Genomic DNA, 14,156 nt, shown 5'->3' on the forward strand with positions numbered 1-14,156 from the left:
AAGGTCGTCCCCGTGGAACCGGGGGGAATCATGCGCAACGTTGTGATGGGCGCTCTGGTCGTGCTGTGCGCGGTCAGCGGCTGCTCGACCGCGAGCACCGACGAGGTGCCGGCGGCTGCGGTGGCTGAAACGGTGGCGACGACTGCGGCGACGACTGTGGGAACGACTGCGTCAGCGGTGCCGGTCCCGTTGGCCAAGGACGAGGCCGCTCGGCGCTACCTGGACATCGTCAAGCCCTACAACGAGGCGTTGGAGCACTTAGAGCAGGGCCTCAACGATGGCCGCCCGATCGCCGAGGTCCAGGCACTGGCCGACGCCACCGCCAAGGCCAACCAGGCCCACGTCGCCGAACTCCGGGCCGTCGTCTGGCCCGCCGACGTCGTCCCGGCCATGACGGCGTTGATCGCCGAATCCGAGCCGGCGCAACCGCACTGGGACCGCGCCGCCCTCGCCCCGACGCGGGAAGCGGTGATCGAGGCGGTCAAGGCCGCGATCCCGGGTGGTAGCAGCGAGGCCGCCACCACCATCCGCACGCTGCTGTCCCTCGACAAGTACGACGAGCGCGACTACCCCTGAGCTACCGGCGCATCTCCTCGACGGTCGCCAGGGTGTCCGCCAGGCGTTCGCGTTCCTCGGCGGTCAGCGGAATCGCGCTCAACTCGGCCAACACCTCCGCGGCGCGCGTCCGGTCCTCCAGGATGAACGCCAGTTCGGCCCGGTAGGCCAGGGCTTCCACCCGTTCCACCGGACTGGCGTCCTCGGCCTTGGCCAGCGCGCCGTCGAGGATCTTGGCGGCCTGGGCCACGTCGCCGCGGCTGTCCGACTGCACGACGGCGTTCTCGACCGCCTTGGCGAGCTTGCCGGAGGGCGTGGTGGGCGTGGCGGATTCGGCGGTGTGCGCCGCCGGGAAGATGCGGATCCAGTTGCCACCCGGGTCGATCACGGTGAAGCCGGCCAGGCCGTCGACGTTCTTGCGGGGACGCGGCCGGGTCATCCGGGGAATTCCCGCCACCGGCACCTTGCCGTACGCCGCGCGCAGCCCTTCGGCGAACGCGCTGTGCAGGACGCCGGTGTCGGGCACCTGGATCACGCAGCTGCCGTAGGAGTCGGCCGGGTTGAAGCCCGGGATGGTGCCGAAGTGCAGTTCGATGTGGTCCAGGCGCATCCCCAGGTAGGGGTTGGGTTTGGTCTGCCGGTACGTGCGCTCGAAACCCAGCGCCGAGTAGAACTCCTCGACGTCGTCGATCGACGCGCAGGGCAGTAACGGGATGACGGTCATCGGTCCTCCAACAGGTCGCCGAGGTCGCGCAGCGTGCCGGTGACGGCGCGGAGTTCGGCGAGGGCGATGCGGCCGGCCAGGTCGTTGGCCCAGGCGGCCTGACGGCGTTCGACCTGGCGCAACGCCGACCGGCCGCGTGGGGTGAGCGCCAGGAGCTTGGCGCGGAGGTCTTGCGGGTTGTCGTGGAACTCGGCCATGCCGTCGCGGACCAGGCTGGTCGCCGTCTGCCGCACTGCTTGCCTGGTCAGGCCCATGATCCGGGCCACCTGCGCGATCGTGCACGGCCCGTGGTCGACCACGCCGAGCACCTGCCACCGGGCGCTGGTCAGGCCCGCGGGCTCGGCCAGCTCGTCGCCGGCGGCGAGGAGCAGTCCGTTCACCCGGAACACCTCGAGCAGCAGGGCGGAGAACTCACGTCCACGGTCGGACAGCGCGGTCACAGCGGACAAGGTGCCAGATTGACAAGTACCTGTCAAAGTGGGGCGGGGTGAAACCCGGTGGACGCGCGGGCGGTGGGCAACGACCATGCGCACGGTGACAGCAGATGACGTGCGTTTCGTCGAGTTGGACGGCCGTGTCCTGGCCGCCCTGCTCGCCGGTGACCTGACTGCGGCCGAAGTGCCGTTGACCGACTACTTCCTGACCGACCGGGCGCGGTGGGTGTGGCGGTACCGGCTGGACCAGATCGCCGCCGACCCCGAGAACGCCCGGTGGATGGCGCGGCTGGCCGTGGTGGTCGGCGGCGGTGCGGTGGACGGTGCAGGCGGCGGTGTGGTGGACGGCGGTGCGGTGGGCGCCGGCCGGATCCGCGGCGGCGCGGGCGGCGGCGCGGGCGGCGGTGGCGCAGGCGGCGGTGTGGTGGGCGGTGGCGCAGGCGGCGGTGTGGTGGGCGGTGGCGCAGGCGGCGGTGTGGTGGGCGGTGGCGGTGTGGTGGTGGGGCACGGTGGGTTCCACGGGCCTCCTGACGAGTCCGGCATGGTCGAGATCGGGTACGCCATCGACCCCGCCTTCCGCCGTCGTGGCTACGCGCGGGCCACGTTGGTCGAGTTGCTGCGCCGGTCCGCCGCCGAACCGGACGTTCGAACCGTCCGGGCGACCATCAGCCCGGACAACGCGGCGTCGCTGGCGACCATCGCGGGGTTCGGGTTCGTGGAGGTCGGCGAGCAGTGGGACGACGAAGACGGGCTGGAGCTGATCTTCGAACGCCCCGCGTGACGCTGACCCCCGCGACCCCGGCCCCAGCGACCTCGACCCTGGTCACCGACGGCCGGAAGCCGTGCCGCCGCCCAGGTTCCGGTTCGACAGGAAGCGCATGTACTCGTCGTGGTCGAGCGGGTTGCCGTCCGTCCTGGCCCGGGTCGGCGCGGCACCGCGGACGCGACGGGCGGGGCCCGGCTCGTGCCGGATCGCGCCCTCGCCGCGGGTCAGGCCGGGCAGCGCTGCCGCCAGGTCTTGCAGCGCCCTGGCCGGGATCACGCCCGGCACGACCCACGTCGAAACGGACTCCACCGCCGGACCGGACTCCACCGCCGGACCGAGGTCGGCACCGACCGACAGCAGAAGACCGGTCACCGCGCTCAGCGAGTCGCCCGGCACCTCGACCTCGACCGCGTAACCGGGCTCGTAGACGGCATTCCCCGCCCGCTCGAACGCCTGCACCACCACCAACGGGGTCAGGTTGCGGAAGTCGGCGGCCACGGTCATCGGCGCGAGACAGCCGACGTGCGTGATGGTCACCGCGCAGTCGGTCACCTCCCAGCCGTGCAGGCCCTGCTGGAGCGTCGCCATCACGGCGTCCTCGATGGCGCGGTGGTACGCCTTCGGCAGCAGCCCCGATTCGGCCTCCCTGACCAGCGTGTTGCCGGTGCCCGCCGGCAAGGGCTCGACGCGCACGCCCACCGTCTGCCAGAACTCGTTCGGGCCCCGCTTGCCGAACTCGTGGACGGCCTCGCCCCGACGCGTCGGCCGTTCGAAGTACACCGGCCGAACCTGCTCGAACACCGCGTCGATCCCGTACTCGCGCTGGAGGCGTTCGGCGATCACCTCCCGCTGCACGGCCCCGTACAGGAGGACCGACGTCGCACCGCCGGCCGCACGGGTCCGGATCAGCGGGTCCTCGTCCGCCAGTCTGGTGAGCGCGGCGTGGAGTTCGGCTTCCCGGCCGTCGCACGCCGGTCGGACGACCGACTCCAGGATCGGCGGCGAGAAGTGTGCCCGCAGCGGCCGACCGTCCGAACCCAGCCCGACTTCCGAACCCGGCCCGACGTCCGAACCCAGCCGGTCGCCCACGCGCACCAAGGGCAGACCGCGGAGCTTGCCGATGTCGCCCGCGGTGAGCCGGCGGGCCGACGCGTCGCCCACCACCTCCAGCCCGGCGACTCGCCCCCGGTACTCCTCGACGACACCGGAAGCGTCCCGACGGCGGAACGTCACCTGCTGCCGGCCGCGCAGCACACCGGAGAAGAGACGCAGGTAGGCGACCTTCTCGCCTTTGTCGGTGCGTTCGACGGCGAACACCGTGCCGCGAAGGTCGTCGGACCGCACCGGGCGCGGCGCCAGCAACTTACTCAGCCCGTCCGTCAACTCCGCCATCCCCGCGCCCGACATCGCCGAGCCGAAGAACACCGGGTGCACCAGTCCGCGGGACGTCTGGTCCCGGAGCGGTCCGATCAGGTCCGCGGGCACGTCACCGTCCACCACGCGACCCAGCAGCGAGAGGTCGTTGTCGGCCAGCAGCTCGGCCACCTCCAGCGGGAACGCCTCGTCGCCGGACCAGCGGGACGACACCGGCGGACCGCGTGCCGAGCCGTTCGACCCGCACCACCGGCACGACGGCGGGGGTGAGCCTCCGGCGGATCTCCGCCAGCAGGGCGTCCTGCCGGGCGCCCATCCGGTCGATCTTGTTGACGAAGACGAGCGTCGGCAGCCGCAGCCGCCGCAGCGACCTCATCAGCACCCTGGTCTGCGCCTGCACGCCCTCGACCGCCGAGATCACCAGGACGGCGGCGTCGAGCACGGACAGGGCGCGTTCCACCTCGGCGATGAAGTCCGGGCGCCCCGGCGTGTCCACGAGGTTCACCCGGAGATCACCCGACAGAGGGTCACCCGACAGGGGGGTGCGCAGCACGAACCAGGCCACGGCGGAACGGATGGTGATGCCGCGACGCCGTTCCAGGTCGCCGGCATCGGTTTGGGTGTCACCGGCGTCGACGCTGCCGAGCCTCGGGATGGTCCCGTGGTCGAACAGCAGCCGCTCGGTGAGACTGGTCTTACCCGCGTCGACGTGCGCGAGCACGCCAAGGTTGAGAGTGGGGATGACGGTCCTCGGAGGTGTGGGTAGGGGCACCGGGCCGGACAACACCGACGAGTCGCCGCATCTCGAACCTCCTCAGGAATCGACCTCTCCACGGATCGACAGAGCCACCATAGGGACCACACCGAACGTCCGCCGGCCAATTAGACCGGCGCTGGAACGGCACGGGGCCGCGCGGTGGCACACCGCGCGGCCCCGTCCGGACAGCGGCTCGTCAGCCGTCGAAGCGGAACACGTACAGACCGTGGTCACGGTCGCTGGCCAGCACGTACTGCTCGCCGGTCTCGTCCTTCCACACCTCGACACCCCAGAAGTTGTTGCCGCCCTCGTCGATGAAGGCGCCGACCTCTTCGATGCCGTCCTTGCCGTACTTCACGACCCGCAGCCCGGCGGCGTAGTACGACAGGTAGGCGGTGTCGCTGTTCTCCGGGTCCATCGCCACCTCGTGCACGGACAGGTCGCCGAACCCGCGCGCGTACGCGGCGTCCTGCGACTCCGGCACGGCGTAGGTGTCGATCTGCCGGATGGAACCGGTGGCGCCCGGCCGGGTCGGCACGTCGGTGCCGAACAGCCGCACGTAGCCCCAACCGTCGAACGCCGCCCGGATGGTGGTCGCCTCGCCACCGCCGGCCGGGGTGGTCGTGGTGCACGCGTTGGCCTCGGTGACACCCGGCACGCCGAGCAGGCGGAGACCGGCGTACCGGTTGGCGAACACGAACGGGATCTCGCCCGAAGCCGCCATCGACACACCGCTCAGGCAGTCGGTGCGGTGGTTCTGGAACACGATGCCCGCCGTGTAGCCGGCGGCAACGACGGCGTCCAGCTTGACCTGGAAGCTGCACGTGCCGCGCTCGACCAGGGCGGTGCCGCTGCCCGCGGGCAGCGTGCCGCAGGCGTCACCGACGTAGGTGACCACGCCGCTGATCGTGGTGTTCTCGTCGATCTGCTTGGCGTCGGGGGCGGGGGTGGCGGAGTACTCGGTGCCGGCGTACGGCCCGGAGTCGATCTTCGCCACGATCCGGAACGGGCTGAAGTCCTCGTCCGTGCCGATCATGAACTTGCGGTTCGGCGACAGCTCGGACTGGTGCGCGTTGCCCTCGGGGCTGATCTCGTGCCCGCGTGCGGCCCGCTCCTCGTCCAGCGCCGCGTAGTCGCTCTCGGCGATCAGCGTGACCTTGCCCGGACGCGGGTCGGTGACGTCGAGCAGGACGTACCCGCCGTCCCAGTAGTTCATGTTCATCACATAACGACGACCGACCTTGGTGATCATCATGTCGTGGCTGAACACCGACGTCAGATTGCCGGGGTCGGCCTGCTCGACGCCGAACACCGCGCCGAGGTCGAGCTCGTCGTTGACCATCACCGGGTGGAACGGGTCGGTGATGTCCATGATGTCGACGTCGTTGGCCTCTTCGTCGTCGACCAGCACGACGTAGGTGCGGTTGGTGAACACGTCGGTCCACATCCGCATGCTGTGCGTCTGGTTCGGCGCCGCGTCGAGGCCGCCCTGCGGGTTGGTGAAGTCACCGGTGTGCAGCGCCACGGGCTTGGGGCTGCGCGGGTCGGTGACGTCCCACAGCGAGATGCCGCCGGAGTTCGGCGTGGGCGCCGCGTTGGGGCAGGTCTCGTTCTGGTGGATCAGCAGGTCGCCGCGGAAGTAGGCGTTCTCGACGCGCTCGACCTGGATGCCCTCGCCCGCGTACGACCCGTCGCTGGTCGGGATGAACGCGCCGGTCACCTCGGCCGGGTGGGCGGGGTCCGAGATGTCCATGACGTGCACGCCGGTCCGCTCGCACGTCGGCTCGCGGAACGCGGTGAGGTAGGCGTAGTCGCCGAACGCGGTCACGTCCGCGATGCGCCCGGTGTTGCCCGCGCCGGACGGGTTGGTCACCGCGGCCTTGCCGACCAGGGTCACGTTCCGCGACACGGCGGGCAGGTGGCCTTCGTCCCCGTCGTGCTGCTTGTAGGAACCGTCGGCGACCCCTTCGCCCGGGAAGTCCTCCCGGGCGCCGCCGTGGTCCGGGTGGGCGCCGGACGAACCGGCGGTGGCCAGGCCCAGCGTCAGGATCGCCACGCCGAGCAGAGCAGTTCTGCGGACACGTCGTGTACGTCTACCGCGCATTGTCAAACCTCCGAAATCGGAGCCGTTACGCCTTACGACGCTCGCACCCTACGTATCCCGGTACTAATTGAATAGACATGTCCGGTTGCATTTCGAACAACGGGCGTTCAGGCGCGCGGTGCCCTGCGGCGGGCGAGCACGACGCCGCCCACGACGAGCAGCACCAGCACCGCGAGCAGCGGCCACGGACCCACGGCGGTGACGGCCTCGACCAGAGCGCCCTGGACGGCCGCCGCCGCGTCGATCACCGGGTCGGCCGGATCGCCCTCGCCGAAGAACAACCGGAGTTCGTAAACCCCGTAGTAGGCGACGTAGGCGCCGACGAGGACGAGCAGCACGCCGCCGATCCGCGACATGTGGGGCAGCAACGTCCTGGTGCGCGTGGCGAGGGTGCTGTCGGTCATGGTGGCGGCGACGGCGAGCACGCCGACCACCAGCCCCATGCCCAGCGCGTAGGCGAGGAACGCCACGATGCCCTCGACCACGTCCGCGCCGCCGAGCGCGGTGCCGACGACCGCGAGGAACGGTCCGATCGTGCAGGACAGCGACGCGATCGCGTAGGCGACGCCGTAGCCGAACATCGACCCCAGCCGCCGGGTCGGCGCGCCCTTCGTCGGCTTGGGCAGCAGCAGCGAGAGCGTCTTCCCCGCCACCAGCAGGCCGCCGGTGACCACGAGGGCCGCGCCGATGACCACGGTGACGAACGGCAGGTAGCGCTGCACCGACGCGGCGACCGGTGCGATCACCACGCCGAAGACGCCGAACACCACCGCGAACCCGGCGGTCATGACGGCGCTGGCCGCCAGCGCCCGGCCGATCGCCGCCGTCCGGTCACGGCCGTCGTCGCCGTGCACGACGAGGGCGAGGTAGGCGGGCAGCATCGCGAAGCCGCACGGGTTGACCGTCGCGACCATGCCCGCCAACGCCGCCAGCAGGACGACCTCGGTCATCACGACCCCGCGAGCGCGGTGACCCGGTCGCGGAGCTGCTGCTCGGACAGCTGGGTCGTCACGACGTCCACCTTGCCGTCCCGGCCGACGAACGCGTACGCGGGCTGCGCGGTGACGCCGAACCGCTTCCACACCGCCGCGTCCTTGTCGGCGAGGTGCGTGAAGCCGCCGAGCGCGAACCGGTCCACGAACTTCGCCATGGCGGGCACCTCGTCCAGCGCGGCGACACCGAGGAAGGTGACCGCGCCGTTGTCCTTGGCGGTGGCCGCCACACCGGGCGCCTCGCGCTGGCACTTCGGGCACCACGGCGCCCAGAACCACAGCACCGCGGGCTTGCCGGCGAGGCTCTCACCCGAGAAGTCGGCCCCGGCGACCGTCTTGGCGGTGAACTTCAGCTGCTCGGCCACCGGCGCGCTCGGCGCGGGCTCGGGCGAAGCCGTCGAACCGGGTGTCGCGGTGCTGGACGTCGTCGGCGCCGCGGTCGTGGACGGCGAACCCCCGCTCGACGTCGGCGCAGACCCGCAGCTCACCACCAGGGTCAGCAGGCAGACAACGGACGCGGACTTCCACAGCATCGACCACACCTCCAGGGGACAGGTCTTGATCGTCCCCCACCGGAGCGCGAAGTGGGCCATTACGAACCGCTGACGTTCGCCGGACGGCCGGTCGACGCCGGTGGAACCCCGAACCCCCGAACGAACCCCCCGAACGCCCGGAGCACCGGAGCGCGGACGGTCGACCGCCCGTGCTCCGGTGCTCCGGATCAGTCCCCGCCCCCCGACGGACGTGGAACCGTTCCCCCTGCTTCCCCCTGCCCCCTCGTTCCCCCGGTGTATCACCTGCGCCGGCCTGCGACGGTTCCCCAACCCCTCGCTGACCTGCACCAATAATGATCCACTGGTGAGGGCCGGACAACGCCGCACCTCGGCCGCTCCGCCACCGGGTTCTTTGCCGAGCACCGGCAAGGAGGGCTTGAAGACGCGCCTCGGGCCTTCGACGCAGCCGGACGAGCGCGGATGCGAAGCGTTAATTCCATACCACGGAACGCATTGTTAGAAAATCTCCCACTTGGCCGCTGTGGGCAACCAACCCGGGTCCTAAGCTGGCCGTCGACCCCTGCCGCATCCCTTGCTCCCACCCGGTCGACCCCGGGTCGACGAGGGCTGCCCGTCGAAAGGACAGTCCCATGCGTAACGGTCGATTCCGCACCGCCGTCGTGGCCGCTGCCGCCGCCCTGTTCACCATCGCCGGCGCGACCAGCGCCGCCGCCGCACCCGGCCCGTCCCACGAGGACGTCGTCTTCCAGCCGGCCGCCGAAACCCCGGTCACCGCACTGGTCACGAAGCTGACCCACGCCCAGGCCGCCGACCGCTTCCGCGCCGCGGGCATCACCTGGTCGTCCAGCGGCAACTGCAGCAACCGCTACAACTCCACCTGCACGTCGTTCGACCAGATCAACCTGACCACCGTCCAGGGCGCCGAGACCCTGAAGCGCGCCAGCGGCTGCTCGATGAACATCACCGGTGGCACCGAGACCGGCCACGCCAGCGGCACCTACAGCCACTGGAACGGCTACAAGCTCGACTACAGCCTCTACACCTGCCTCGGGAACTACATCCGCGGCAACTTCTCGTACATCGGTGGCAACAAGTGGCGTTCCGGCTCCGGGAACATCTACTACCTGGAGAGCAACCACTGGGACGTCACGTACTACAACTGCGGCGGCTGCTGAGCCGCTGTGCCGAGGTGGGGGGATCGGTCGCCACGACCGGTCCCCCCACCCACTCCTCAGCCGAACGCCTTCACCTCCAGCAGGCCGACCGAACCGGCCCCGCTCTGCAGCACCACCCGCAACCGGGTCGTGCTCACCCCGGTGAACGTCACCTCGTGGTACCGGTCAGGCCCCACCGGGTACCCGCTCGCCCCGGCCACGTCGACGTAGGCCGAGCCGTTCCAGTGCTGCAACCGCCACGACGCGGGCACCCGCACTCCCCCGTTGTCGTCGAAGAAGTACACCTGCGCCGACCGCACGGACCTCGCCGCGTCCCACGTCAGCTCGGCCCACTGCTCGCCGGTGTTCGGCCAGGTGCCCCACCGCCGGTTGACGGTGTCGTCGGACGCCGGCGGATCGATGCCGTCGTTGACCGCTGCCACGGACTCCCACGGCGACGTGTAGGACGCCGACGGCGTCGCGGTCAGGGCCAGGTTCACCGGCGGTTCCGGTTCGCCACCGCCGCCGCGGTGGTAGACCTTCACCTCGGTCAACCCCGTCTTGAACCCCGGGGCGTGGGTCAGCCGGACGCGGACCCGCTGCGTGACCACCGGGGTGAACCGGACCTTGTTGTAGTTGGCGCGCGGCGTCACCGGGGTCTTCGACTGCGCTGCCGCGCTCACCCACGCGCTGCCGTTCCAGTACTGGACCTCGTACGACGACGGCGCCCGGTAGCGGTTGCCGGCCCGGTCGTCGCGGAAGTGGAGCCTCACCTCGTCGGCCGTCCGCTGCTGCCGGAAGTCGATCTCGTACCAGTCCGAAGCGTCGGGTGAGCCCGAGGTGCCCCACAGCGGTTCGTTGGTCGGAAGCCCGTCGACCGCGGCTCCGGCCGAAGTGCCCGAGGCCGTGTACGACGCCGTGACGGCCGCGCCCTGCGCCAGGTTGGGCGTCGTGGAGGTGAGGTCGACGCCCGCCTTGGCGAAGACGTCCACCATCAGCGCGCCGGTGTGCGCCACGTCCTGCGGAGCGCGCAACCCGGCGACGGCGACGTTGTGGTTCACCACGCCGGCCCCGGACGGGAACGTGACCTGACCGGTCGCCGGGTCGTAGACCACGCGGGTGAGGCGGTCGACGGTGAACGCCCGCGTGCCGTTCAGGTAGACCGAATACCCCTGTGGCACGCCGTTGTAGCGGGTCACGCCGTCGGCGGGGTCGTCCCACACCACGCTCAGGTCCATGTTGCGGTAGCGCAGGTTGTTGACCGCGAAGTGCGACCAGCCGATGTTGATCGGCGAGAGCTCGATCCGGCTGTCCGTGCGGGGCCGCAACCCGGCCACGTCCTCCACGACGGTCCAGTTGCTGCTGCCGAGGATGTTGTGGTGGATCCACGACCGGTAGTCGATGGTGCGGGAGCCGGCGTTCCAGTTCGCCCAGAACTCGTTGGCGTCCGGCCATTGCGTGTTGCCGCCGACGTACTGCGCCCAGGTGTTCCAGTAGAGCAGCTTCTTGTAGTCCTCGGCGGTCATCCACTGGTTCGGGTAGTTGCGCAGCACCGACGAGTACAGCCTGAACTGAACCGTCGAGTTGATGGTGGAGAAGTTGTTGGAGCCGGGGTGGCCCGCCTGCGCGGCCTCCGCCTTGTCCCGCTGGTTGGCCGTGTAGAAGGGGAACACCGGGTACTCGGCCGGGTCCGCGAACAACCGGAGCGCCTCGCGGTACTGGGCCGTGTTCGGCATCAGGCCGACCGAGTACGGGTAGTAGTTGTTGATCTCCTTCCACGGCACGTGGGCGTTCGTGGCCACGTGCTTGTGCTCCAGCAGCTGACGGGACGGGTTCCACAGCGTGTTCACCACGCCGTTGCGGATGCGGTCGGCCAGCGCCTGCATCTCGTTCGCCTTCGCCGTGTCGCCGATCAGCGCGTACGCCTGCTGCGCGGCCATCGCGCCGCTCCACACGTACGCCGTCTCGGCCCGGTCGAGGTTGCCCGCCCGCCAGTCGAACGACACCGCGTCGGCGTCGTTGCCGGTCATGGCGCCCCAGTCGTACTCGATGACCCCGTTGCCGTTGGAGTCGTAGGTGGCCAGCTGGCCCTTCACGTCACCTTCGGCGTACTTGGCCAGGTTGCCCGCGACGCCGGGCTGGCCGCCGTGGATCTGGTAGCTGCGCCAGGCCGCCTCGGAGATGTACTGGGTGTAGGAGTTGGACCAGTTCTCCGGGTCGCCGGGGTTGTCCATGAACCGGCCGCCCTTGGACGACTGGCCGACCGACAGCCACGGCCCGTACGAGTAGACCGGGTCGCGCAGGTACTTCAGGTCGTCGATGTGCATCGGCTGGGTCAGCGCGATCGCGTTGTTGTAGCCGGTGACGCCCTCGATCGGGACGGGGAACTGGAAGTCCTGGCCGGGGATGTCGACGTCGAGGTGGTTGAAGCGCATCAACCACCAGCGGTAGTAGACGTTCTTCTTGATCGCCGGGTCGGGCACGTCGATGTACGGGATGTTGTCCGCCCACCAGCGGTTGTAGTCGCGCACGTGGGTGGCGAACGCGACGGACGGCGAGTGGCCGCGGTAGGCGTTGTACTCCGTCAGCGACTCCGGGATCTCGTCGGTGACGAAGCCCATCACGACCTTGGCGGTGGCCGACTGGCCCGCGCCCAGCGTGACCGACCGGGTCAGCGCGCCGCTCGCGGCGGTGAACCCGTCCGCGGCCAGCCTGGGCCGGATGGTGGTGAGGTTGTTCTTCACCTGCCGTGAACCGGTCAGCTCCGCGCCGCTGACCGTCGTCGCGTACGGCGAGGTCACGCGCAACGGCAGGGTCGCGGACGCCGACCCGGTGTTGGTGACGGTCAGGTTGGTGACGGCGACGTTGTTGTGCGTGATGAACTTCGCCACCTCCACCCGCACGCCGGCGCCGGTGTAGACGCCCTTCCAGTGGCTCGGTGCCTGCCAGCGGCCCGACACCTGCTCGGTCAGCGTCCCGGAGCCGACGGTGACGACGTAGGCGTTCTGGCTGCTGATGTTGTCCCAGTACGCCGCGTTGCCGCCGAACCCGATCACGGCCGGGTTGTGCGTGTTCATGAACAGGCCGCGCCCGCGGGTCATCAGCCACGTGCCGGCCGGGTCGTTGCCGGGGCGGGCCAGCAGGCGGTCCACCCAGAAGTCGGTGCCGCCGCTCTCGGCGTCGTAGATGGCGCGCATGGTGCTGCCGGTGCTGTAGCCGACGGGCGGCGCGGGCACCGACGGTCCGGTGAACGTGGGATAGCCGATGGTCTGCGCGGCGGACGCGGACTGCACGGGCACGAGGAGCGAGCCCAGCACCACGACGGCCGTCAGCAGCCGGGTCACGCCTGGAACGCTTGCCATTCCAGCACTCCCGTCGAGAAGTCGGGCTTCGAGGTGATCGACAACCGCAGCCGAGTGGTGTTCACGGCGCTGAACGTGGTGGTGTTGGAGGTGTTCCCGGCGACGCCGCACGCCGACTGGCCGGGCACGGGCGCGTAGGCGCTGCCGGTCCAGTACTGGACCTGGCACGACGCCGGCAGGTCGATGCCCTGGTCGTCGTCGAACCAGTACGTGGACACGCGGTTGACCGACTTGGCGGTGGGCCAGGTGTACTCGACCCACTGCGTGCCGCGTTCGGGCCAGTTGCCGTAGGCGAGGTTCGAGCGGTCCGCGGAGTTCGCGGGCGTGCCGCCGTTGTTGACCGCGGCCAGGTTCTCCCACGGCGAGACGTACGAGGTGGAGGCGGTCGCGGACGGCGCCAGGTTCGTGCCCGTGCCGCCCGACGGGTTCGGCGGTGGCCCGGTGGTGGTCTGCACGACCTTGCGCATGGTGCCGTCGGCGTTGAAGTGCAGCAGGTCCACCGCGACGGAACGGCGGAAGTTGCCGCCGCCGGGCGCGTTGGCGTTGTGGTAGACGATGTACCACTGCCCGTTGAACTGCACCACGCCCGCGTGGTTGGTGGTCGACGAGACCTGGTCGAGCACGACACCGCGGTGCGTCCACGGCCCCAGCGGGCTGGTGGCGGTGGCGTAGCGCTGGCAGGCGTAGCTGGACGACGTGACGCAGCCGTTGGTGTCGTTGGCGGCGTACACCATGTAGTACAGGCCGTTGCGCTTGAACATCCAGGGCGCTTCCCAGAAGTCCGTCAGGCCTTGCGGCGTGACCACCGGCCCGTCCAGCTCGATCATGTTGGGCTTGAGCTTCGCCGCGCGGGCGCCCCAGTAGCCGCCCCAGTAGAGGTACGCCTGCCCGTCGTCGTCGGTGAACACGGTCGGGTCGATGTTCAGCCCGGACGAGTTGGGCGTGCTGTCGCTGATCAGCGGTCCGCCCTTGGCGTCGCGGAACGGGCCGAGCGGGCTGTCCCCGACCGCGACGCCGATGTCCATCCACCCCGGTCCGTTGCCGTTGACCGAGGTGTACCAGTAGTACTTGCCGTTGCCCGGCTCGACCTCGCTCGCCCACGCGTCCGCACCCGCCCACGCGAAGGTGCCGATGTTCGCCTTCGCGCCGTGGTCGGTCCATGTGGCGGCGTCCGTCGAGGACAGCACCCGCCACTCGCGCATGAGGAAGTTGTCGTGCCCCACGGGCGCCTCGTCCCGGCCCGCGTAGACGTACATGGTGTTGCCGACGACGAGGGGCGCCGGATCGGCGGTGTAGTAGGCGGTGACGATCGGGTTGGCCGCTGACGCGGTCGGGCCGGCGACGGCGGAGGCGGCGAGCGCGAGCACCGCGCCGAGCTTCGTCGCCCGTGATCGGATGCGCATGGGTGTCCTAACGTCT

13 protein-coding genes are annotated in these 14,156 nt (G+C 70.4%); 4 read left to right on the top strand and 9 right to left on the bottom strand.

Features of this window, described 5'->3' with window-relative positions; translation table 11 throughout:
• The first annotated feature begins 30 nt into the window (after positions 1–30).
• Positions 31–576, top strand: coding sequence for a hypothetical protein (locus tag OQ02_RS12825; protein WP_156077016.1), 546 nt, complete (start codon positions 31–33; stop codon positions 574–576).
• A 1-nt stretch (position 577) separates the two neighbouring features.
• Here OQ02_RS12825 and OQ02_RS12830 read toward each other — a convergent pair whose 3' ends face one another.
• Positions 578–1,279, bottom strand: coding sequence for a hypothetical protein (locus OQ02_RS12830; RefSeq protein WP_033438604.1), 702 nt, complete (start codon positions 1,277–1,279; stop codon positions 578–580).
• A complete protein-coding gene (locus OQ02_RS12835) occupies positions 1,276–1,719 on the bottom strand; it encodes a MarR family winged helix-turn-helix transcriptional regulator (protein ID WP_051772225.1) in 444 nt (147 codons plus the stop codon). The genes OQ02_RS12830 and OQ02_RS12835 overlap by 4 nt, the downstream gene beginning before the upstream one ends.
• A 94-nt stretch (positions 1,720–1,813) precedes the next feature.
• Here OQ02_RS12835 and OQ02_RS41880 point away from each other — a divergent pair, with 94 nt between their 5' ends.
• Positions 1,814–2,494 carry a GNAT family N-acetyltransferase gene (locus tag OQ02_RS41880; protein WP_231499988.1) on the top strand — a complete coding sequence of 227 codons (681 nt, stop codon included), beginning with the start codon at positions 1,814–1,816 and terminating at the stop codon, positions 2,492–2,494.
• Between the two features lie 42 nt (positions 2,495–2,536).
• On the opposite strand, the gene OQ02_RS40060 is transcribed toward OQ02_RS41880, so the two are convergent.
• The 5 genes from OQ02_RS40060 to OQ02_RS12860 all read right to left on the bottom strand — a co-directional run bounded on the left by OQ02_RS40060 (position 2,537) and on the right by OQ02_RS12860 (position 8,071).
• Entirely contained in the window at positions 2,537–4,066 is a 1,530-nt protein-coding gene (locus OQ02_RS40060) for a hypothetical protein (protein WP_231499989.1), read from the bottom strand.
• Positions 3,966–4,574, bottom strand: coding sequence for a GTP-binding protein (locus tag OQ02_RS45700; RefSeq protein WP_231499990.1), 609 nt, complete (start codon positions 4,572–4,574; stop codon positions 3,966–3,968). The genes OQ02_RS40060 and OQ02_RS45700 overlap by 101 nt, the downstream gene beginning before the upstream one ends.
• A 232-nt stretch (positions 4,575–4,806) precedes the next feature.
• Complete coding sequence (locus OQ02_RS12850) at positions 4,807–6,666, bottom strand: PA domain-containing protein (protein ID WP_033438606.1); 1,860 nt, start codon at positions 6,664–6,666, stop codon at positions 4,807–4,809.
• Between the two features lie 155 nt (positions 6,667–6,821).
• Positions 6,822–7,664, bottom strand: coding sequence for a cytochrome c biogenesis CcdA family protein (locus OQ02_RS12855; RefSeq protein WP_033438607.1), 843 nt, complete (start codon positions 7,662–7,664; stop codon positions 6,822–6,824).
• The gene (locus OQ02_RS12860; protein WP_231499991.1) at positions 7,664–8,071 is read right to left on the bottom strand and encodes a redoxin domain-containing protein; all 408 of its coding nucleotides are present in this window, start codon (positions 8,069–8,071) and stop codon (positions 7,664–7,666) included. Before OQ02_RS12860 ends, OQ02_RS12855 begins: the two co-directional genes overlap by 1 nt.
• On the opposite strand from OQ02_RS12860, the gene OQ02_RS45705 reads away from it, so the two are divergent.
• Both OQ02_RS45705 and OQ02_RS12865 read left to right on the top strand, forming a co-directional pair.
• A complete protein-coding gene (locus OQ02_RS45705) occupies positions 8,049–8,312 on the top strand; it encodes a hypothetical protein (RefSeq protein ID WP_231499992.1) in 264 nt (87 codons plus the stop codon). The genes OQ02_RS12860 and OQ02_RS45705 overlap by 23 nt on opposite strands.
• 538 nt (positions 8,313–8,850) lie before the next feature.
• Positions 8,851–9,396 carry a hypothetical protein gene (locus OQ02_RS12865; RefSeq protein ID WP_033438608.1) on the top strand — a complete coding sequence of 182 codons (546 nt, stop codon included), beginning with the start codon at positions 8,851–8,853 and terminating at the stop codon, positions 9,394–9,396.
• A 56-nt stretch (positions 9,397–9,452) separates the two neighbouring features.
• On the opposite strand, the gene OQ02_RS12870 is transcribed toward OQ02_RS12865, so the two are convergent.
• Together OQ02_RS12870 and OQ02_RS12875 are read right to left on the bottom strand one after the other, a co-directional pair.
• Entirely contained in the window at positions 9,453–12,737 is a 3,285-nt protein-coding gene (locus OQ02_RS12870) for a discoidin domain-containing protein (RefSeq protein ID WP_033438609.1), read from the bottom strand.
• The gene (locus tag OQ02_RS12875) at positions 12,716–14,140 is read right to left on the bottom strand and encodes a glycoside hydrolase family 43 protein (protein ID WP_033438610.1); all 1,425 of its coding nucleotides are present in this window, start codon (positions 14,138–14,140) and stop codon (positions 12,716–12,718) included. The genes OQ02_RS12870 and OQ02_RS12875 overlap by 22 nt, the downstream gene beginning before the upstream one ends.
• Positions 14,141–14,156: the final 16 nt, after the last annotated feature.

Source organism: Saccharothrix sp. NRRL B-16314, from assembly GCF_000716595.1.
GTDB lineage: Bacteria > Actinomycetota > Actinomycetes > Mycobacteriales > Pseudonocardiaceae > Actinosynnema.

Coding starts and splice junctions, on each gene's coding strand:
- OQ02_RS12825 (WP_156077016.1), top strand. CDS start 31: ATGCGCAACGTTGTGATGGGCGCTCTGGTCGTGCTGTGCGCGGTCAGC.
- OQ02_RS12830 (WP_033438604.1), bottom strand. CDS start 1,279: ATGACCGTCATCCCGTTACTGCCCTGCGCGTCGATCGACGACGTCGAG.
- OQ02_RS12855 (WP_033438607.1), bottom strand. CDS start 7,664: ATGACCGAGGTCGTCCTGCTGGCGGCGTTGGCGGGCATGGTCGCGACG.
- OQ02_RS12865 (WP_033438608.1), top strand. CDS start 8,851: ATGCGTAACGGTCGATTCCGCACCGCCGTCGTGGCCGCTGCCGCCGCC.
- OQ02_RS12870 (WP_033438609.1), bottom strand. CDS start 12,737: ATGGCAAGCGTTCCAGGCGTGACCCGGCTGCTGACGGCCGTCGTGGTG.
- OQ02_RS12875 (WP_033438610.1), bottom strand. CDS start 14,140: ATGCGCATCCGATCACGGGCGACGAAGCTCGGCGCGGTGCTCGCGCTC.